This window comes from Microbacterium testaceum (assembly GCF_001476285.1).
Classification (GTDB): Bacteria; Actinomycetota; Actinomycetes; order Actinomycetales; family Microbacteriaceae; genus Microbacterium; species Microbacterium testaceum_B.
Window position 1 is genome coordinate 1 of the sequence record NZ_LDRU01000035.1, and the last position, 19,240, is coordinate 19,240.

General features: G+C 66.4%; 19 protein-coding genes and 2 tRNA genes. 9 read left to right on the plus strand and 12 right to left on the minus strand.

What is annotated here, in order from left to right:
* The first annotated feature begins 232 nt into the window (after positions 1-232).
* Positions 233-472 (plus strand): cell division protein CrgA, encoded by a 240-nt coding sequence (locus NS283_RS07125; protein WP_058596186.1) that lies wholly within the window; start codon positions 233-235, stop codon positions 470-472.
* Between the two features lie 62 nt (positions 473-534).
* On the opposite strand, the gene NS283_RS07130 is transcribed toward NS283_RS07125, so the two are convergent.
* Together NS283_RS07130 and NS283_RS07135 are read right to left on the minus strand one after the other, a co-directional pair.
* A complete protein-coding gene (locus tag NS283_RS07130) occupies positions 535-1,464 on the minus strand; it encodes a rhomboid family intramembrane serine protease (RefSeq protein WP_058596187.1) in 930 nt (309 codons plus the stop codon).
* An 18-nt stretch (positions 1,465-1,482) separates the two neighbouring features.
* The gene (locus NS283_RS07135; protein ID WP_058596188.1) at positions 1,483-2,040 is read right to left on the minus strand and encodes a peptidylprolyl isomerase; all 558 of its coding nucleotides are present in this window, start codon (positions 2,038-2,040) and stop codon (positions 1,483-1,485) included.
* Between the two features lie 100 nt (positions 2,041-2,140).
* On the opposite strand from NS283_RS07135, the gene NS283_RS07140 reads away from it, so the two are divergent.
* Together NS283_RS07140 and NS283_RS07145 are read left to right on the plus strand one after the other, a co-directional pair.
* Positions 2,141-2,713 carry a hypothetical protein gene (locus NS283_RS07140; RefSeq protein ID WP_058596189.1) on the plus strand — a complete coding sequence of 191 codons (573 nt, stop codon included), beginning with the start codon at positions 2,141-2,143 and terminating at the stop codon, positions 2,711-2,713.
* Positions 2,710-3,183 (plus strand): aminoacyl-tRNA deacylase, encoded by a 474-nt coding sequence (locus NS283_RS07145; RefSeq protein WP_058596190.1) that lies wholly within the window; start codon positions 2,710-2,712, stop codon positions 3,181-3,183. The genes NS283_RS07140 and NS283_RS07145 overlap by 4 nt, the downstream gene beginning before the upstream one ends.
* On the opposite strand, the gene NS283_RS07150 is transcribed toward NS283_RS07145, so the two are convergent.
* The 10 genes from NS283_RS07150 to dnaA form a co-directional block, all read right to left on the minus strand.
* On the minus strand, positions 3,164-3,631 hold the full coding sequence (locus NS283_RS07150) for an NUDIX hydrolase (protein WP_058596191.1): 468 nt from the start codon (positions 3,629-3,631) through the stop codon (positions 3,164-3,166). The two genes, NS283_RS07145 and NS283_RS07150, sit on opposite strands and share 20 nt — an antisense overlap.
* An 87-nt stretch (positions 3,632-3,718) precedes the next feature.
* Positions 3,719-3,791: transfer RNA gene (locus NS283_RS07155), tRNA-Ala, on the minus strand.
* A gap of 12 nt (positions 3,792-3,803) precedes the next feature.
* Positions 3,804-3,877, minus strand: a tRNA-Ile gene (locus NS283_RS07160).
* A 68-nt stretch (positions 3,878-3,945) separates the two neighbouring features.
* Positions 3,946-4,350 (minus strand): DUF3566 domain-containing protein, encoded by a 405-nt coding sequence (locus NS283_RS07165; RefSeq protein WP_058596192.1) that lies wholly within the window; start codon positions 4,348-4,350, stop codon positions 3,946-3,948.
* Positions 4,347-6,977: a DNA gyrase subunit A gene (gene gyrA, locus NS283_RS07170; RefSeq protein ID WP_058596193.1), complete on the minus strand. Its 2,631-nt coding sequence runs from the start codon at positions 6,975-6,977 to the stop codon at positions 4,347-4,349. The genes NS283_RS07165 and gyrA overlap by 4 nt, the downstream gene beginning before the upstream one ends.
* A 71-nt stretch (positions 6,978-7,048) precedes the next feature.
* Positions 7,049-9,082, minus strand: coding sequence for a DNA topoisomerase (ATP-hydrolyzing) subunit B (gyrB, locus tag NS283_RS07175; RefSeq protein WP_058596194.1), 2,034 nt, complete (start codon positions 9,080-9,082; stop codon positions 7,049-7,051).
* 118 nt (positions 9,083-9,200) lie between these two features.
* Positions 9,201-9,689 carry a DUF721 domain-containing protein gene (locus NS283_RS07180; protein ID WP_058596224.1) on the minus strand — a complete coding sequence of 163 codons (489 nt, stop codon included), beginning with the start codon at positions 9,687-9,689 and terminating at the stop codon, positions 9,201-9,203.
* Complete coding sequence (gene recF / locus NS283_RS07185) at positions 9,682-10,833, minus strand: DNA replication/repair protein RecF (protein ID WP_058596195.1); 1,152 nt, start codon at positions 10,831-10,833, stop codon at positions 9,682-9,684. The genes NS283_RS07180 and recF overlap by 8 nt, the downstream gene beginning before the upstream one ends.
* Before the next feature lie 70 nt (positions 10,834-10,903).
* Entirely contained in the window at positions 10,904-12,055 is a 1,152-nt protein-coding gene (dnaN, locus tag NS283_RS07190) for a DNA polymerase III subunit beta (RefSeq protein WP_058596196.1), read from the minus strand.
* 448 nt (positions 12,056-12,503) lie between these two features.
* Complete coding sequence (gene dnaA, locus NS283_RS07195; protein WP_058596197.1) at positions 12,504-13,919, minus strand: chromosomal replication initiator protein DnaA; 1,416 nt, start codon at positions 13,917-13,919, stop codon at positions 12,504-12,506.
* 296 nt (positions 13,920-14,215) lie between these two features.
* Between dnaA and rpmH the strand changes: the two genes are divergently transcribed.
* From rpmH to rsmG, 6 genes are read left to right on the plus strand one after another with little or no spacing between them, the layout of a single operon-like run.
* Positions 14,216-14,353, plus strand: a complete 138-nt coding sequence (gene rpmH, locus NS283_RS07200; RefSeq protein WP_013584598.1) for a 50S ribosomal protein L34 — start codon at positions 14,216-14,218, stop codon at positions 14,351-14,353.
* Positions 14,354-14,361: 8 nt separating this feature from the next.
* A complete protein-coding gene (gene rnpA / locus NS283_RS07205) occupies positions 14,362-14,700 on the plus strand; it encodes a ribonuclease P protein component (RefSeq protein ID WP_058596198.1) in 339 nt (112 codons plus the stop codon).
* Entirely contained in the window at positions 14,697-15,053 is a 357-nt protein-coding gene (gene yidD / locus NS283_RS07210) for a membrane protein insertion efficiency factor YidD (protein WP_058596199.1), read from the plus strand. Before rnpA ends, yidD begins: the two co-directional genes overlap by 4 nt.
* A gap of 2 nt (positions 15,054-15,055) precedes the next feature.
* Positions 15,056-16,135, plus strand: a complete 1,080-nt coding sequence (gene yidC, locus NS283_RS07215; protein WP_193751221.1) for a membrane protein insertase YidC — start codon at positions 15,056-15,058, stop codon at positions 16,133-16,135.
* A 15-nt stretch (positions 16,136-16,150) separates the two neighbouring features.
* Positions 16,151-16,654 (plus strand): Jag family protein, encoded by a 504-nt coding sequence (locus NS283_RS07220; RefSeq protein WP_193751220.1) that lies wholly within the window; start codon positions 16,151-16,153, stop codon positions 16,652-16,654.
* 9 nt (positions 16,655-16,663) lie between these two features.
* Positions 16,664-17,293 carry a 16S rRNA (guanine(527)-N(7))-methyltransferase RsmG gene (rsmG, locus tag NS283_RS07225; protein ID WP_058596202.1) on the plus strand — a complete coding sequence of 210 codons (630 nt, stop codon included), beginning with the start codon at positions 16,664-16,666 and terminating at the stop codon, positions 17,291-17,293.
* Positions 17,294-19,240 lie beyond the last annotated feature (1,947 nt).

Below are 19,240 nucleotides of genomic sequence, written 5' to 3' on the forward strand. Positions count from 1 at the left end.
TTCTCTGTTCTATTTGTTTTCTTACTTCTTAGTTGTATTTTTTTTTTTTTTTCAAGCAGAAGACTGCATCCGAAGTTTCCGCCTGTCTCGGTGGCTCGGCTATGTGTCTAAGAGACATCCGTAGCACTCGCCGGCGTCCCGCTCCGCGGCGCGTCTGCGGAGAGGATGCGGTGGGCACCAGGCGATTCTAGTTCCGTGGGTCGCGCAGCACCTGAGCATTAGACTGGGCCGCATGGCTCGAACTGGAAACGGCGACGACCCGATCGCCGAGCGCAACGAAGGCGCGTCGGCACCGAACCCTGTGTGGTTCCTGCCCATCATGATCGGTCTCATGCTGGTGGGCCTGGTCTGGGTTCTGGTGTTCTACCTCAGCAACTCGCAGTTCCCCATTCCCGGCATCGGCCCGTGGAACCTCGTCATCGGCTTCGGAATCGCCTTCGTCGGCTTCCTGATGACCACGCGCTGGCGCTGATTTTCACCCGACTTACACGCGTGTAATTCATCCCCACCTGTGGATGAGCCTGTGGATAACTCTCAGTAGTACACGACGACGGGGATCACGAGCAGCGCGAGAAGCACCGCGCCCACCCCGACCAGCAGCCCGATCTGCAACGCTCTCTGCCGCGCGAGACGCGTCCGCGCGTAGACGAAGCCCACGGCCGCCCCGGTGATCAACCCGCCCAGGTGCGCCTGCCACGAGATCCCGACGCCGTTCAGTGCGGAGATGAAGTCGCCCGTGCCGATCGAGGTGATGAGCGCGACGACGAACGGCCACGCGAAGTTGATGCCGATCAGCACGGCGATCACGCGGATGTCGGCGCCGATGTGGCGCCCGATGACGAGCAGCGCGCCGAAGAGGGCGAAGATCGCCCCCGAGGCGCCGACAACCGGAGTCAGCGGCGCGAGCAGAGCCACGGCGACGGATCCGCCGAGGGTGCCGAGGGCGTAGAGCACGACGAACCGCCACCGCCCGAGGAGCGGTTCGAGGTTTCGACCGATGAACCACAGCGCGAGCATGTTCAGCGCGATGTGGAAGAAACCGGAGTGCACGAGCGAGACGGTGAACAGCCGCCACGGCTCGAAGGCCCCGAACTGCGGCACGAGGTACGGGCCGTAGAACATGAGCGCGTTGCTCAGGATCGACCCGAGACCGGGGATGATCCCGATGATGTAGACGAGGCCTGTGACCGCGATGATCGTCAGCGTGGCGAGCGGTCGACCCGAGGCGACCACGACCGCCGGGCGACGCGAGGCCCAGCGTCGTTCCGCCTTCTTCTGGGCGGGGGTCTCCGCGGCGCGCTGCTGAGCCATGCACTCGGGGCAGATCACGCCGACGGCGGCGGGGGTGCGACATTCCGAACAGACCGTGCGCAGGCATCGCTGGCAGAGCACGAAGCTCTGCCGATCCGGATGCCGGTAACAGAAGTTGTCGCTGTTACGACGGAAATCGTCGGTCGTAGACACCCGCCGCCGCTCCCAGGGTCAGACGGCGACGACGTCGACCGAGTGCAACACGACGTCTGCCTTCGGTCGATCCTGGGCGCCGGTGGGGACAGCGGCGATGGCGTCGACGACGGCCTTCGACGCGTCGTCGGCCACCTCACCGAAGATGGTGTGCTTGCCCTGCAGCCACGGCGTCGGGTCGGTGGTGATGAAGAACTGCGAGCCGTTGGTGCCCTCCGGCTGGCCGGTGATGGCGTTGCGGCGCAGACCCGCGTTGGCCATGGCCAGCTTGTACGGAGCGGTGAAGTCGAGCTCGGGGTGGATCTCGTCGTTGAAGTTGTAGCCGGGACCGCCGATGCCCTTACCGAGCGGGTCACCGCCCTGGATCATGAAGTTCGGGATGATGCGGTGGAAGATGACGTCCTTGTAGAGCGGACCCTCGCCCTTGGCGCCGGTGGCGGGGTTGGTCCATTCCTGCGTTCCATCGGACAGGCCGATGAAGTTGCGGACGGTACGGGGAGCGTGGTCGCCGAACAGGTTGACCACGATGTCGCCGTGGTTGGTGTGCAAGGTCGCGACGGCGGTGTGAGTAGCCATGGGTACATTCTCTCAGAGTTATCTGCAAGGGTCCGTGGTGGGCGCCGCCCGGTCTGGCAAGATGAAGCAACGTACATCCCATCGATAGGGAGGATGAGCCGTGGGCCTCAGCCGCAAGAGCAAGAAGGAACTGCGCAAGCTCCAGAAGCACGCCGCGAAGGTGTGGGAGTCGCAGCAGGTGCTGCTGGGCGAGAGCGGAAAGGTGGCTCGCGAAGCCGGCCACCAGCTCGGTCGCTTCAGCCGCGAAGACCTCGTCCCCGCCGTCCAAGACGGCTACAACAAGTACGCCGCGCCTTACGTCGACAAGAGCGTGAAGTACAGCAACCGCTTCCTCAGCAACAAGCTCATTCCGGCGGCCGGTGCGGTCGTCGGCGGGGCGATGTCGGTGTGGGATGCCGCGGGAGACACGCGTGACCGTCTCGCGAAGGGCCAGGGCTTCGAGCTCGACGCCCACAAGTACGCGAAGCGTGCCGAGAAGTACGGCAAGAAGGCGTCGAAGAACCTCGCCAAGAAGCTTCCTCACCAGAACGACGGCATCGGCGCCGGCGGCGTCATCGCCATCATCCTCGGCGTGGTCGCGGCGGCCGGTGTGGCCTACGCCGCGTGGCAGACACTTCGTGCCGACGACGAGCTGTGGGTGGCCGACGACCCGCTGCGTGCACCGGACGCGTGAGCGACCCCACCATCAGAGTCCGAGAGGCCGCGCGCGAGCGCGGCCTCTCCGTCGATATCCGGGAGCGTCCGGCGGCGTCGAGCCTGGACGAGGCGGCCGAACTCCTCGGCATCCCCTCCGCGGCCATCGTGAAGACGCTCGTGGTCAAGCGATCCGACGACACGTATCTCTTCGCGCTCGTGCCCGGTGATCGGGCGATCTCATGGCCCAAGCTCCGCGCCGTCGTCGGGGTCAACAAGCTGCGCCTGCCCGAACCCGAGCTCGCGCTGGCGGCGACCGGGTACGAACGCGGGACGATCGTTCCCATCGGCAGCACGAAAGACTGGCCGGTCTACGCCGACGAGAGCATCGTCGGGCAGCGCATCGCCATGGGAGCCGGCGCACACGGTTACAGCCTCTTCGTCGAGGCCGACGACCTCATCGACGCTTACGACGCGACGGTCGCCGATATCACCGCGCCTCGGGCATAAGAGCCGACTCCTCCGTCCCGCGCGGCGAGATCTTCGCCATGCGGAGGGCGATGTCCACGAGCTGGACACGGCGGAGCTTGCGGACCGTCGGCAACGAGAACCACTCTGCGCGGTCCGTGGATCCTCCGACCTCATGGCGGAGACGCCCTCCGACCACATGGGCGCGGTAGACGATTCGCAGTGTGTGAAGCGGCCCGTCGGCATCCGCTGACAGCCGCCCGGACGCAGGTATCACTCGGGAGTGGATGCCGAGAAGCTCATCGACCACCACACGGTAGCCCGTCTCCTCCCGCACCTCGCGCCGGACCGCGCGCTCGGGGTCCTCCCCGGCCTCGAGACCGCCTCCGGGGAGCGTCCACGCCGCCCGACGGCCCTCGACCCAGTGCGCCAGCAGCAAACGGTCGCTCGAGCCGGTGACGATGGCATAGGCGGCGACTCGCATGTCCATTGCGACACCATAGCGGCGCGACAGCGGCGGCGTGCGACGCGGGCCGTGAAGAGACCCGCATCGGCCGGAGCCGGGATGAAGAAGATGTGGAGCCTGGGAGATTCGAACTCCCGACATCCTGCTTGCAAAGCAGGCGCTCTACCAACTGAGCTAAGGCCCCGTGGGGATGGGGTGGGGCTACCAGGACTTGAACCTGGGACCTCTTCATTATCAGTGAAGCGCTCTAACCGCCTGAGCTATAGCCCCGTTGCGACGACGTGATGTCGTCAACCTCGAAGACTTTACCGGAATCCCGAGGTTTTTCCGAATCGGCCTCAGTTCGAGGTGAAGCCGACCAGGAGACCGCCGGTGACCTTGACCGCCAGGTTGTAGATTCCGGCGACGACGGCGCCGAGAACCGTGATGACGACCAGGTTGAGGATCGCGACGATCGCCGCGAACGCCATCACCTGGGGGAGCCCGACGTACTGCGAGAGTGTGGCGCCGCCGTCGGTGAAGCTCGTGAAGAACTCGTCCAGCTTCGTGATGAGGCCCGTGGCGCTGACGACGAGGTAGATGAGGAAGTACGAGACCACGGTCACGATCGCGACCGCCACGGCGGCCAGGAAAGACAGTTTCACCGCCGACCAGAAGTCGATGTAGACCAGGCGCAGGCGCACCTGCTTGGCGGGGGTCTTGTGAGTCGACTTCTTAGCGAGCTTGTCGGCTACCGTGCTCATGCGTCAGTACTTTCCTCGGGGGTCTCGGGAGCGGAGGCGTCGGCCTCGTCCGCAGGGGCTGCGGCGGGCTCCGTGGTCGTCTCCGTCGTCTCTGCCAAGTTGCGTTCGGCGTTTCGAGCGATCGCGATGATGCGATCGTCGCCTCCAGCTCGGGCGAACACGACACCCATCGTGTCACGTCCCTTGGCGGGCACCTCGGCCACGGCAGAGCGTACCACCTTGCCGCTGGCAAGAACCACAAGGACCTCGTCACCCTCGGAGACCATCATTCCGCCCGCGAGGACGCCCCGATCGTCGGTCAGACGGGCCACCTTGATGCCCAGACCGCCGCGGTTCTGCATGCGATACTCGGTCACCGCGGTGCGCTTGGCGTAGCCGCCCTCGGTCACGACGAAGACGTACTCGTCGTCCTTGGCGACGGATGCCGAGAGCAGGCTGTCGCCCTCGCGGAAGTCCATGCCCTTCACGCCCGACGTCGACCGACCCATCGGGCGCAGCGCACTGTCGGTCGCGGAGAAGCGCAGCGACATGCCCAGCCGGCTGATGAGGAGGATGTCGTCGCCCTCGTCGACCAGCAGGGCGCTCACCAGTTCATCGGCCGCGCCGGGCTCGGTGTCGTCGCCCTCCTCGGCCACCTGGCCGCGGAGCTTGATCGCGATGACACCGCCCTGCCGGTTGGTGTCGTACTCGTCGAGGCGCGTCTTCTTCACCAGACCGTTGCGGGTCGCCAGCACCAGGTAGGTGGCGACGCTGTAGTCGCGGATGTCGAGGATCTGCGCGATCTCTTCGTCGGGCTGCAGGGCGAGGAGATTCGCCACGTGCTGGCCCTTGGCATCCCGTCCCGCCTCCGGGACCTCGTAGGCCTTCGAACGGTAGACCCGACCCTTGTTCGTGAAGAACAGCAGCCAGTGGTGCGTCGTGGTGACGAAGAAGTGCTCGACGACGTCGTCGGCGCGCAGCTGCGCACCCTTCACGCCCTTGCCGCCGCGATGCTGCGACCGGTAGTTGTCGCTGCGCGTGCGCTTGATGTAGCCGTCACGCGTGACGGTGATGACCATCTCTTCTTCGGCGATCAGGTCTTCGATCGACACGTCGCCGTCGAAGCCGTGCAGGATCTGCGTGCGACGGTCGTCGCCGAAGCGGTCGACGATCCCGGTCAGCTCGTCACGGATGATCGTGCGCTGGCGGGCAGGGGTCGCGAGGATGTCGTTGAAGTCCGCGATGCGGGCCTCGAGCTCGGTCGCCTCGTCGACGATCTTCTGCCGTTCGAGCGCTGCCAGACGACGCAGCTGCATGTCGAGGATGGCCTGCGCCTGGATGTCGTCGATGTCGAGGAGCTTCTGCAGTCCCTCGTTGGCATCCTGAGCCGTCGGAGACCGGCGGATGAGCGCGATCACCTCGTCGAGGGCGTCGAGCGCCTTCAGGTAGCCGCGCAGGATGTGCATGCGCTCTTCGGCCTTGCGGAGGCGGTACCGCGTCCGGCGCACGATGACGTCGAGCTGGTGGTCGATCCAGTGGCTGATGAAGCCGTCGAGCGACAGGGTGCGGGGCACCCCGTCGACGATCGCCAGCATGTTCGCGCCGAAGTTCTCCTGCAGCTGGGTGTGCTTGTAGAGGTTGTTCAGCACGACCTTGGCGACCGCGTCGCGCTTGAGGACGACGACGAGGCGCTGGCCCGTGCGACCCGAGGTCTCGTCGCGGATGTCGGCGATGCCGGTGATCTTGCCCTCGCGAGCGAGATCGCCGATCTTGACCGCGACGTTGTCGGGGTTCACCTGGTACGGCAGCTCGGTGATCACGAGGCACGTACGGCCCTGGATCTCCTCGATGTTGACGACGGCGCGCATCGTGATCGAACCGCGACCGGTGCGGTAGGCGTCCTTGATTCCTCGGGTTCCGAGGATCTGCGCGGCGGTCGGGAAGTCGGGCCCCGGGATGCGCTCCATGAGCGCTTCGAGCAGCTCCTCGCGGGTGGCATCCGGGTTCTCGAGAGCCCACAGCGCGCCGGCGGAGACCTCGCGGAGGTTGTGCGGCGGGATGTTCGTGGCCATACCGACCGCGATACCGACCGAGCCGTTGACGAGCAGGTTCGGGAAGCGCGACGGCAGGACGACGGGCTCCTGCGTCTGACCGTCGTAGTTGTCCTCGAAGTCGACGGTCTCTTCTTCGATGTCGCGCACCATCTCGAGCGCGAGCTGCGACATCTTCGTCTCGGTGTAGCGAGGGGCAGCCGCTCCCTGGTTGCCCGGGGAGCCGAAGTTGCCCTGCCCCAGCGCCAGGGGGTACCGCAGCGACCAGGGCTGCACGAGCCGGACGAGGGCGTCGTAGATCGGCGCGTCACCGTGGGGGTGGTAGTGCCCCATCACCTCGCCGACGACACGGGCGCACTTCGAGAACGACTTGTCGGGGCGGAAGCCGCCGTCGTACATGCCGTAGATCACGCGGCGGTGGACCGGCTTGAGACCGTCCTCGACACGCGGCAGTGCGCGGCCGACGATGACGCTCATCGCGTAGTCGAGGTAGCTCCGCTGCATCTCGAGCTGGAGGTCGACCTGGTCGATCCTGCCGTGGTTGTGCGCGGGTTCCGACCGGACGTCGTCGGGCTCGGGCGTGATGTCGTCAGCCATGTCTTCTCAGTTTCGTAGTACGTCGTCGATCGTCGTCGTGAGGTTCCGTGCGGGGTCGCGCGGGCGAGAGATCAGATGTCGAGGAAGCGGACGTCTTTGGCGTTGCGCTGGATGAAGCTGCGACGCGACTCGACGTCTTCACCCATGAGCACGGAGAAGATCTCGTCGGCGGCCGCGGCGTCGTCGATCGTCACCTGCTTCAGGGTGCGCGTCTCGGGGTCCATCGTGGTCTCCCAGAGCTCGTGGTCGTTCATCTCACCGAGACCCTTGTAGCGCTGGATGCCGTTGTCCTTGGGGATACGGCGACCGGCGGCCTGGCCGTCGACGAGCATCGCGTCACGCTCACGGTCGCTGTAGGCGTACTCGTGGGGGTGGTTGGACCACTTCAGGCGGTAGAGGGGCGGCTGGGCGAGATAGACGAAACCGGCCTCGATGAGTCCGCGCATGTAGCGGAACAGCAGGGTCAGAAGCAGCGTGGTGATGTGCTGGCCGTCGACGTCGGCATCGGCCATGAGCACGATCTTGTGGTACCGCGCCTTGGCCATGTCGAAGTCTTCGCCGATGCCCGTGCCGAAAGCCTGGATCATCGCCTGGACTTCTTTGTTGCCCAGCGCCCGGTCGAGACGCGCGCGCTCGACGTTGAGGATCTTGCCGCGCAGCGCCAGGATCGCCTGCGTGTGCGGGTCGCGGCCCTGCACGGCCGAACCGCCGGCGGAGTCACCCTCGACGAGGAAGATCTCGCTGATCGAGGGGTCCTTCGAGGTGCAGTCCTTGAGCTTGTCGGGCATCGCGGCCGACTCGAACACGCTCTTGCGGCGCGCGGTCTCGCGCGCCTTGCGCGCGGCCAGACGTGCGGTCGCGGCATCGATCGCCTTGCGGATGATGTTCTTGGCCTGGCCCGGGTTGCGGTCGAACCAGTCGCCGAGCTTGTCGCCGACGACCTTCTGCACGAAGGCACGCGCCTCGGTGTTCCCGAGTTTCGTCTTGGTCTGGCCCTCGAACTGCGGCTCCGACAGCTTCACCGAGATGACGGCGGTGAGCCCCTCGCGGATGTCGTCGCCGGTGAGGTTGTCGTCCTTCTCTTTGAGCAGGTTGTTCGCGCGGGCATAGCGGTTGACCAGCGTGGTCAGCGCGGCGCGGAAGCCCTCTTCGTGGGTGCCGCCCTCGTGCGTGTTGATCGTGTTCGCGTACGTGAACACGTTCTCGGTGTACGCGGTGGTCCACTGCATCGCGAGCTCGAGCGCGATGTGGCGCTCGGTGTCTTCCGACTCGACCTCGATGATCTCGTCGTTGACGACATCGGCCTTGCGCACACGGTTGAGGTGCTCGACGTAGTCGACGAGACCGCGCTCGTAGAGGAACGAGTCGTTCCGCGCCTCGGTGACCTCTTCGCCCGGCTCGCCCTCGACGACCACCGACTGCGGACGCTCGTCGCGGAGGCTGATGCGTAGACCCTTGTTGAGGAACGCCATCTGCTGGAAACGCGTGCGGAGGGTGTCGTAGTCGAAGTCGATGGTGTCGAAGATCGTGGCATCGGGCCAGAACGTGATCGTCGTCCCGGTCTGGTCGCTCTCTTCGCCCTTCTCGAGCGGAGCGAGAGGGTGCCCGCCGTCGCGGAACGACTGGCGCCACACGTGCCCCTGCCGCTTGACCTCGACCTCGAGGCGGGTCGACAGCGCGTTCACGACCGATGAGCCGACGCCGTGCAGACCGCCGGACACGGCGTATCCGCCACCGCCGAACTTCCCGCCGGCGTGCAGGACCGTGAGCACGACCTCGACCGTCGACTTGCCCTCGGTGCGGTGCATGTCGACGGGGATGCCGCGGCCGTTGTCGACGACGCGGACAGCGCCGTCGCTGAGGATCGTGACCTCGATCGTGTCGCAGTACCCGGCCAGGGCCTCGTCGACGGAGTTGTCGACGATCTCTTGGACGAGGTGGTGCAGGCCCCGCTCGCCGGTGGAGCCGATGTACATGCCGGGGCGCTTGCGCACCGCCTCGAGACCTTCGAGCACCTGGATGGCGTCGGCCCCGTACTCGTTGGGAACCTTGGTGGAGGGTGCTTCAGGTTCCTCGGAAACGCTGTCGGGGTTTTCGGACGTCATGGGTACGCGCGCTCCAGATCGGTTCTCGGAGCTTCCATCCTATCGCGCGCGACCTGCAGAAATGGCGTGTACGCCCCTACGCGGGGATAAATCGGGTCGAGGCGGGATCGACCATGGCCTAGCCGTAGGTATCGCGCGGGCCGCGGCCTGGAACGGCTCTGGGCCCCCATTTCCAGGAGGGGACGTCCGGCCCCACGAACCGGATCGCCTCGACACCCGCCTCGGGGAAGCGACGCAGGATCTCCGACAGGATCTGCGCGCGCATGAGCTGGAGCTGCTTCGCCCACGCGGTGGAGTCGGCCTGGACAGTGAGTGTGCCGGCGTCCAGAGCGACCGGGCGGGTGTGCGCGGCCGTGTCGGCGCCGGCGACGTCGTGCCAGGTGCGAACCAGATCCTCGCGTGCAAGCTGCGGCTCCCACCCCGCCGACTGCGTCAGCGTCGAGAGCACGTCCCCGAGCCCGCGCGGGTCGCGGCCGGGGGTGAAAGGGGCGTTCTCGTCGTCGTCGGTCCGCCGACGACGCCTCTTCTTGCGGTAGGGCGAGGGTTCGAGGCCACGAAGGCGGAGGTAGGTCGCCATCGTCTCGGGCAGTTCGGTCTCGTCACTCATCGTCGTCACTCACGATCCGACCCGCCTCCACTCGAACCACGTGGGCGCGGAGGCCGTCGGGGACGTCCTCTTCGACCGCGGAGGTGACGATCACCTGCTCGTATCCGCCGACGAGCTCGGCGAGGCGCGCGCGGCGTCCGGCGTCGAGCTCTGCGAAAACATCATCGAGGATCAGGACGGGGTCTCCGAGACGTGACTCCGCGCGCAGGATCTCGGCCGAGGCGAGGCGCAGAGCGAGCGCGACCGACCAGGACTCTCCGTGCGAGGCGTAGCCCTTCACGGGCAGGTTGCGGACACGCAGCACCAGATCGTCGCGGTGCGGACCGACGAGTGTCAGCCCCCGCTCGAGCTCGGCGGAGCGGCGAGCGGCGAGGGCGGCGCGGAACTGGTCGGCGAGAGGCCCGGCCGACGCGGGGGTGGCCGCCTCGCCCTCTTCGGGATCGCAGCCACCGACGGAGAGTGCCCACTCGAGGCGCGGTTCGTGGTCGGCGCCCGCGATCGCCGCGTACGCGCGTGCGACGGGTTCGGACAGATCGGATGCCAGCGCCAGGCGCGCCTCGATGAGTTCGGTCCCGAGGGTGACCAGCTTGTCGTCCCACACGTCGAGCGTGCCGAGGGCGTCGCCGCGCACCCCTCGCGCCCGAGCGGACTTCAGCAGAGCGGTGCGCTGACGCAGGACCCTGTCGTAGTCGGCGACGACAGCGGCCATGCGGGGGCTCCGCTGCACGATGAGCTGGTCGGCGAAGCGCCGGCGTGCGGACGGGTCACCGCGGACGATCTGAAGATCTTCGGGCGCGAAGAGGATCACCTGCGCATAGCGCGGCAACTCGGCGGTGCGGACGTTCACGCCGTTCACACGCGCGCGATTGGAGCCCTGGCGATTGAGCTGCAGTTCGAGGAGGACGTTGCGCTCTCCGTGAGCGAGACGCGCGCGAACGATCGCGGCATCCGCCCCGTCCTTCACCATCGGCGCGTCACTGGACACGCGATGAGAACCGAGCGTGGCCAGGTAGGCGACCGCCTCGACGAGGTTCGTCTTCCCCTGGCCGTTCCGTCCGACGAAGACGTTGGCGCCCGTGGCGAGCGAGACGTCGACTTCCGCGTAATTGCGGAAATCCCTCAGTCCCAGCTGCTCCACGATCACCGAGTCAGACTACCGGCCGCCTCCGACACCGAAGCCCGAGGATCAGCCCGAGGATCGGCCCGGGGCCGGCTCAGCGCAGCAGCAGGTTCGGCTGGAGCAGGTACTTGAACGTGCCCTCGCCGCCCTTGTCGACCGAGGTCTGCGGGGTGACCAGCACGGGACTCAGCTTGTTCGCGTTGTCGCTCGAGGTGAACGTGATGCGCGTGAACTCGCTGCGCACCGCGCCGAGCGATTCGAGCAGGTACTGCGGGTTGAGGCCGAGCGTGACCTCGTCGCCGACCAGCGTGGCATCCACTGTCTCGGTGGCGCGCGCCTGCTCGGTGCCCGACGCGTCCATCGACACACCGTCGGCGCCGAAGGTGAAACGCAGCGGAGCGGAGCGGTCGAGGACGAGCGCCACGCGACGGACGGCTTCGGCCAGCTCGGCGGTGTTGACGACGCTGTGGTGCTCGGTCTGCTCGGGGAAGAGCCGGCGCACCGGGGGGAAGTTCCCCTTGATGAGCAGTGACGTCACGGTCTTATTCGCGGCCGTGAACGCGATGATCTCGCGGTCGCCGGACCCCGAGAAGGCGATGGAGATGTCGCCGCCGTGCGCGAAGGTCTTGCCGACCTCCTGCAGGGTGCGCGCGGGCACCAGCGCCGACGTCGTCTCGTCGGATGCCGCCTGCCCGCCGTCCCACGGGATCTCGCGCAGCGCGACGCGGTAGCGGTCGGTGGCGACGAGGCTGAGCCGTGTTCCGCTCACCTCGAGCTGGACACCGGTGAGGACCGGGGTGACGTCGTCGCGGGATGCCGCGAAGGCCACCTGCGCGATAGCGGTGGCGAACTCGTCCGCGGGGACCAGACCCGACTCACCCGTGACCTCGGGGATCGCGGGGTACTCCTGGACGGGCATCGAGGCGAGGGTGAACCGCGCCGACCCGCACGTGAGCAGGATGCCACCGTCGTCGTCGACGGCGATCTGGATGGGTGCGTTCGGCAGGCGGCTGGCGATGTCGCTGAGGAGACGACCGTGGACGAGGATCGTGCCGGGCTCGTCGACCGTCGCCTCGATCGTCGTACGCGCGGAGGCTTCGTAGTCGAACGCGGCGAGCGTGAGTCCCTGATCGCCGGCCTCGATGAGCACACCCGCGAGGATCGGCTGCGGATTGCGCTGAGGCAGGAGCTTGACCACGAACGAGACGGCTTCGCTGAACACATCGCGATTGACGTGGAACTTCACGGACGCTCCCTTGACGGCGGGTATGGCTTACCCATGCTAGTCCCCGACCGAGGCGCCCCCGATGTGCGTGCCCTCGCACCACAAGGTCATCGAATCTCTCTTAACTCGAATGGGATCTTTCATCTTGTTAACAGCTGTGGAGAGTGTGGATAACTCGATGGATCCCTGTTAACAGAAGGGAACGACACGAGTGTGACCTGTGGAGGCGTTGCGGAGAGTCTGCGCAGTTAACACGACGGCGCTCGGCGGGGGTGCGCCTGTCGTCCACAGGTTAAGGTGCGTCGTACACAAGTCATCCGCAGAGATTTCGAGTTATCCACAGGTTTTCCACACTGTGTAGAACCTGCCGAAAAGTCTCCGCGGAAGAGGTTGTGACGGGTTCTCCCGGCCGAAAAAGACGAAAGGCCCGACCGCGGATGCGGACGGGCCCGGTGCGGGAGACGAGCTCTCAGCGCATACGTCCGAGTTGGCTCGTGATCTCCGACACCTGGTTGAAGATGGATCGACGCTCCTTCATGAGGTCGCTGATCTTCTTGTAGGCGTACATGACGGTCGTGTGGTCGCGGTTGCCGAAGAGCTGTCCGATCTTGGGCAGTGACAGGCTCGTGCGCTCACGGCAGAGATACATTGCGATCTGCCGGGCGGTGGCGACGGCCTGTGATCGGCTCGAACCGTAGAGGTCGTCGACCGAGAGCTTGAAGTACTGCGCAGTCGCCGTGATGATGTCGGTCGGTGAGACGACATTGGCGTCGTCCTGATCGATGATGTCGCGGAGCACCGTCTGCGCGAGCGACATGTCGAGGGTCGACCGGTTCAGGCTCGCGAACGCGGAGACGCGGATGAGAGCACCCTCGAGCTCGCGGATGTTGGATGACACCACCGTGGCGATGTACTCGAGGACGTCGTCGGGAATGAGGAGACGTTCGCTCTGCGCCTTCTTGCGGAGGATCGCGATGCGGGTCTCGAGGTCGGGCGCCTGCACATCGGTGATGAGGCCCCACTCGAAGCGACTCCGCATGCGGTCCTCGAAGCCCGTGAGCTGCTTCGGGGGCAGGTCGCTCGTGATGACGACCTGCTTGTCGTGGTCGTGCAGGGTGTTGAACGTGTGGAAGAAGGCTTCCTGCGTCTCGGCGCGCCCCTGGAGGAACTGGATGTCGTCGATCAGAAGGATGTCGACGTCGCGATATCGGGCCTGGAACGCCGAGCCGCGGTTGTTCGCGATCGAGTTGATGAAGTCGTTCGTGAACTCTTCGCTCGAGACGTATCGGACGCGGATGCCGGCGTACATGCTCGCGGCGTAGTCGCCGATCGCGTGGAGAAGGTGGGTCTTGCCCAGCCCCGAGTCCCCGTAGATGAAGAGCGGGTTGTAGGCCTTCGCCGGCGCTTCGGCCACGGCGACGGCCGCTGCGTGGGCGAACCGATTGGACTGGCCGATGACGAAGTTGTCGAACGTGTACTTCGGGTTGAGCCGGGTGTCGCTGCGGGATGCCGGCACGATCGGTTCCGGCGCCTGCTCGGGGATGAGTGAATGAGCGGCGGGGGCCGGCGCGGGGCGGTCGTCGGCGGGAGCGGGCCGCGGCGAATCGATCAGGTCGGGGTTGACCACCACGCGGAACCCGTTCACTTCGGGGTCTGATCCCTGAACCTGGGTCAGCGCCTCGAGGATGGGTGCACGCATGCGCTTGTTCATCTGCGCGGCGGTCAGATCGTTGGGGACGTCGAGATACAGCGTGCCGCCCATGACGCCCTGAGGAACGGCGAGGTTGAGGAAGCCGTGGAGCTGCGGCGTGACGCGCTCATCCTCGAGGAGGTGGTCGAGCACGGCGGACCAGACGGGAACATCCGGTACTTCGTGCAATGACATGTCCCCTCCGGGATCTCGGCGCGCGGGCAGACCGACGGAGTCGCGTCGAACCTGTGGATAACTTCCGGGGCCACGCTAGTTCGCGGCTCATCCGGAGCAAAATCCACTGTAGAACGCTGTCGCGTGTCTTTGCCACGCCTGTGGACAACGACTGGGGATAATGGGCGGTCGGATTCTCGGTTTGAGTTAAGGGCGCGCGCGACGTAGCCTTAGTCGGTTGACTTATGCCTATACGGCAGTCCCGACCCACGTCCCCGGCAGAAGAGCATCGGGCGACACCACCTCCGGAGTGACCCATGAGCAAGCGCACCTTCCAGCCCAACAACCGTCGCCGCGCCAAGAAGCACGGCTTCCGCGCCCGCATGCGCACGCGCGCCGGCCGCGGCATCCTCGCGGCCCGTCGTGCCAAGGGCCGCACCGAACTCTCGGCCTGACCCACCTAGTGCTCGCGAAGCCGAACCGACTCACCCGCGGATCGGACTATAAAGCCACTGTCCGCCGGGGCACTCGGTGCGCCGGAACCCATGCCGTGACGTACGTCGGCAGCGTGGACGAAGACGGCCCCGCCCGTTTCGGTTTCATCGTGAGCAAGCAGGTCGGATCCGCGGTCACTCGCAACACCGTCCGCCGCCGCCTGAAGGCGGTGTGCGCCGAGGCGCTCCCGTCTGTCCGCGGGGGCGCCTCGGTCGTGATCCGGGCTCTCCCTTCTTCAGCGACCGCCGACTACGCGTCGCTCCGGTCCGACGTCCTTCGTTGCTTGCAGCGGAAGGCCTTCGTATGAGCGCCTCGACCCTCCCCACCTCGTCCACCGGGACCGCCCACTTCGAGCTGTCCGCGGTGGTGGCATCCATCCCGCTCCTGCCCCGGAACGCGGGACTGGCCCTGTTGCACGCGTATCGCGCGACGATCTCGCACGTCTATGGCGACGTCTGCAAGTACTACCCGTCCTGTTCTGCCTATTCGGTAGGCGCCGTGCAGCAGCACGGACTCGTCAAGGGTGTCGCGCTGACCGCGGCCCGCCTCGCACGCTGTCATCCCTGGGCTCAGGGAGGCATCGACGATGTCCGTCCTCACCGCGCCTTCCGTCACGAACTCACTCCGCACGGATTCGTCGTGCCCTCCCGGAAGGACTGATCGTGCAATTCGATCTCATTGGGACCATCCTCTGGCCGTTGAAATGGATGGTCGAGCTCGTGCTGGTGGGCTGGCACGCGCTGTTCACGGCGTTGGGCATGGCGCCGGCCGCGGGCCTCACCTGGGTGCTCTCGATCGTGGGTCTCGTGCTCATCGTGCGTGCCGCCCTGATCCCGCTCTTCGTGAAGCAGATCAAGAGCCAGCGCAAGATGATGGAGATCGCTCCGGAACTGCGCAAGGTGCAGGAGAAGTACAAGGGCAAGCGCGACCAGCTGTCTCGCGAGGCGATGAGCCGCGAGACCATGGCTCTGTACAAGAAGCACGGCACGACACCGGTCTCGAGCTGCCTCCCGCTCCTGGTGCAGATGCCGATCTTCTTCGCCCTGTTCAGCGTGCTGAACGACGTGTCGAAGCACGCCGCGAGCGGCGTCGGTGGTGTGGGTCTGCTCACCCCCGAGCTCACGACCGAGTTCTACGACGCGCGTCTGTTCGACGTGGCATCCATGCACGTGAACCTCGTGACGGCGTGGAGCCAGCCCGACGGCCAGGTCACCGTGGCGATCCTGCTCACGCTGGTGGTGCTGATGATCGCGTCGCAGTTCTTCACGCAGCTGCAGATCATCTCGAAGAACCTCTCCCCCGAGGCGAAGACCGGCCAGGCGTACCAGATGCAGAAGGTGATGCTCTACATCCTTCCGCTGGCGTTCATCTTCTCGGGCGTCTTCTTCCCGCTCGGTGTCGTCATCTACTGGTTCGTCAGCAACCTGTGGACGATGGTCCAGCAGTTCGTCGTCATCCGCGAGATGCCGACCCCCGGATCGGACGCGGCCAAGGCCCGCGAAGAGCGCCTCGCGCGCAAGGGCAAGGCGATCGATTCGAGCGGCAAGGTCGTCCCGATCGAGAAGTACCGCGCCGAGCAGCAGCGTCTCCTCGAAGAGGCTGAGCGCGCCCGTGCAGCGCAGCCCAAGCGGCAGCAGCCGGTCGGCAAGCAGCGTGCCAAGAAGCAGCAGGGCGGCACCAAACCCGGCGGCTCCCCCGCGCGCCCGGCATCCGGTTCCGCCGCATCCGACCCTTCCTCCTGACGACCCGGAGACATCATGACGACGTCCGAGCAGATCTCGACCGACCAGAACGCCGCCACCGAAGAGCAGCTCGAGCAGGAGGGCGACATCGCCGCCGACTACCTCGAGGGACTGCTCGACATCGCCGACATCGATGGTGATCTCGCCCTCGACGTGCGTGCCGGGCGGGCTTACGTGTCCGTGGAGGCGGACGATGCGAGCGCGCTGTCGTCGCTGTCGCACCCTGACACGGTTCAGGCCCTCCAAGAGCTCACGCGTCTCGCCGTGCAGAACGCGACCGGTCGCTTCTCGCGACTGATCCTCGACGTGGGCGGCTCGCGCGACGCGCGCCAGCGTCAACTCGAGAACCTCGTCGACCGGGCGATCGAGCGCCTGGACGAGGGTGCGTCGCAAGCGTCCCTTCCCGCGATGTCGAGCTACGAGCGCAAGCTCGTCCACGACATCGCGGCTCAGCGAGGCTGTGTGTCCGAATCCTTCGGTGAGGGCGCGGACCGTCACACCGTTCTGCGTCGCAGCTGAGGACTCCGGATGCCGTTGGAGCTGGAGGCGGAGCCCGCGGTCGCCGCGGAGATCTTCGGTGATCGTCTCGGCCTCGCTCGGCGTTTCACCGAGGCTCTTGCGCAGCATGGCGAGGAACGCGGTCTGATCGGTCCGCTCGAGGTTCCGCGCTTGTGGACTCGTCACATCCTCAACAGTGCTGTCGCGGCGCCCTTCTTCGAAGGTCAAGCAGCGGACATCGGGTCGGGGGCCGGTCTGCCGGGGATCGTCCTCGCGATCGCGCGCCCGGACGTTCATTGGACGCTCATCGAGCCGATGGAGCGCCGGACGATCTGGTTGACCGAGCAGGCGGAGAGTCTCGGGCTCTCGAACGTCACGGTCGCTCGCATGCGCGGCGAAGAGTGGACCGGTGGGCGTTCGTTCGACGTCGTCACCGCGCGTGCGGTGAGTGCGCTGCGCACGCTGCTCTCCTTCACCGCTCCCCTGGTTCGTCCGGGTGGTCGACTGGTGCTCCTGAAGGGGGCGAACGTCGCGGCCGAGATCGACGCGGCCGCGAAGCAGGTGCGCCGCTTCGGACTGACCGATGTGCGCGTCGAGGTCGTCGGCGAGGGGCAGTTGGACGAGCCGACGCGCGTTTTCGTGGCGACGGTGTCGCGCTGACGATCTCCCTCATCCCGCCGACTTGCGGCGTACCCCTTCCTGATTGACGTCAGCGGTTGTGGGTGCCTATCTCGCGGTTTCGGGTGAGGCTTCGGTGGCACTGTTCTCGTGCGGGGCTCGCAGAGACAGGGGCGGATGCCGCGTGCCGGTCGACCGGAATCAGCGCCCGGCCGAGCGAGCTGCGACCGGCGGAGAACTCATCGATCGTGCGGGTGATTCTGGGACACGGGGCGCTTATGGACGGCGCGTGTGCGCTCGTCCGACGGGCGTGGCGCGGTGATCTGCGTCCTTCACTTGAGCGCGAAGGCGACCGCGATAGAGTGTGGAAGGCTTGTCTGACAAGTTGGTCGTGGCTTACGCGACCACGAAGACCCTTGCGGGGTAGTCAGTTGGATCGCAGGGGTGTCGGCGTGAACCCTGCGCGTGGTGCGTCGTGGGCTCCGGTGCCGGTGTTGGCATCGGTGTTCCACGTGAAACGGCTTTCGGTGAAGTCCGCGGGGTCGAGCGTGGACGGACATCTTGACCTCGGTGACGCACTGCGCGCGCCGGCGGCGAGAGGGTGCGATCTCGCCGGACCGATGGGCGTGGCCTGGCTTTGAGCGACTCGCTCGGGAGGCATCCGGCAATGAGGCCGGGCGGTGCCGCACCGCCTCCGAAGGCCTGCGCCCGGATTGCGGACAGGAGAGGATCCACGTGAAGTGCGACGACCAATCCGGCGCACGTCTCTTCCGGGACATGTCATCCGCTCGAGGCCGAATCGGATGGCCCGGCGAAGGCGGCAGTGGATATCTCGCCTCTCCCCCACGATCTCCGGACGCCGCGGGTCGACGCTCAGGCGGAAAACTTCTCGCATTGTGAGCGCTGGAGATGCGTGATGAACGGAGTTTGCGTGATCGAAGGAGTGGACGGCTTCAGAGTGGTGATCCGCCCCGTCATGTACCGCGATCTGGCGCGAAGATGAGTCCGGGAGTAGGCCCGACCACAACGACGTCCGCGGTGGAGGTGTGATCGCCGCGCAGCGGTCGGTGACTGATGCGACGGGCGCCACGGTCGGTAGGGCCGATCACATCTCGTCCGCATAAACGGGGCGCGGGTTGGCCGTGGGTCGTAGTGTGCGTAGGGCTGATGGCGCGTGAGCGTTCTCCCGGGCTCTCCCCCATGTCGCGAGCACGGGCGGTAGCAGTGACCGTGTTCGTGCGAGATGCGTCTGATTCCTCGCCATCCCCAGCGTATGAGGGGGTTGCGAGACAGTGATGCGGACGATCAGGATCGGGCTCGCGATCGAGATGACAGAGACGGCCGTGTGGGGATGGGGGTTCTTCCGGTGGTGCCGGTATTGGTCGGAGTCAGCGGGCGCACCTCGAGCGGACGGTCCGACTGCAAGTTGTGCTCGCATCAGCGCGCGGGTGGAATCGCCCACGCTTCTGCCCCGTGGCATGCGGAGCCTGTGAGTGTCATGCTGTTGGACCTCGAGCCGGCGTCCTAGCGTGCGTTCGCTGACGCCCTTGGCTGCGGGCGCGTCCTCGGGTGTTGCCGCGGCAGCTATCGCGGTACCCGGTCACCGAGGCGGGTGACGCGACGGTCAGCTGCTGTCTCGGGAGTCGAGGCACCGAGGAGTGTCCTCGTCGACCTTCGTGCGGGCGAAGAAGCGCAGGTCGGTTGGAGGGAGCCGCGATTTACCTCCGCCAGAGAGGCATGACTGAGGGTCTGGATTGCGAGCCTTGGGCATCTGCGACCGGCGGCGAACATCGCGCGATGATGGATGCGATTTCCCGCCCAGGATCAGGTCGTGAGCGCAGTGAGGCGGCAAGATGAGCCGCTGCGGGGCCCGTCGTAGACGCATTCCGTGACGCGTTGTGCGGGCAGCTACTGGTTTGGGCTCGAACTGACCGCGCGGTGACCGTTGCGGGCCTGATGTTCCTCGCTGCGAATGCGTGTGCGCGCGCA

What these genes read in the sequence shown, in the direction of transcription:
- NS283_RS07150 (WP_058596191.1), bottom strand. Translation starts at nt 3,631, where the DNA reads ATGGACATGCGAGTCGCCGCCTATGCCATCGTCACCGGCTCGAGCGAC.
- yidD (WP_058596199.1), top strand. Translation starts at nt 14,697, where the DNA reads ATGAGCGCCTCGACCCTCCCCACCTCGTCCACCGGGACCGCCCACTTC.
- NS283_RS07180 (WP_058596224.1), bottom strand. Translation starts at nt 9,689, where the DNA reads ATGAGTGACGAGACCGAACTGCCCGAGACGATGGCGACCTACCTCCGC.
- NS283_RS07220 (WP_193751220.1), top strand. Translation starts at nt 16,151, where the DNA reads ATGACGACGTCCGAGCAGATCTCGACCGACCAGAACGCCGCCACCGAA.
- NS283_RS07135 (WP_058596188.1), bottom strand. Translation starts at nt 2,040, where the DNA reads ATGGCTACTCACACCGCCGTCGCGACCTTGCACACCAACCACGGCGAC.
- gyrB (WP_058596194.1), bottom strand. Translation starts at nt 9,082, where the DNA reads ATGACGTCCGAAAACCCCGACAGCGTTTCCGAGGAACCTGAAGCACCC.
- NS283_RS07165 (WP_058596192.1), bottom strand. Translation starts at nt 4,350, where the DNA reads ATGAGCACGGTAGCCGACAAGCTCGCTAAGAAGTCGACTCACAAGACC.
- dnaA (WP_058596197.1), bottom strand. Translation starts at nt 13,919, where the DNA reads ATGTCATTGCACGAAGTACCGGATGTTCCCGTCTGGTCCGCCGTGCTC.
- rpmH (WP_013584598.1), top strand. Translation starts at nt 14,216, where the DNA reads ATGAGCAAGCGCACCTTCCAGCCCAACAACCGTCGCCGCGCCAAGAAG.
- rsmG (WP_058596202.1), top strand. Translation starts at nt 16,664, where the DNA reads ATGCCGTTGGAGCTGGAGGCGGAGCCCGCGGTCGCCGCGGAGATCTTC.
- NS283_RS07125 (WP_058596186.1), top strand. Translation starts at nt 233, where the DNA reads ATGGCTCGAACTGGAAACGGCGACGACCCGATCGCCGAGCGCAACGAA.
- gyrA (WP_058596193.1), bottom strand. Translation starts at nt 6,977, where the DNA reads ATGGCTGACGACATCACGCCCGAGCCCGACGACGTCCGGTCGGAACCC.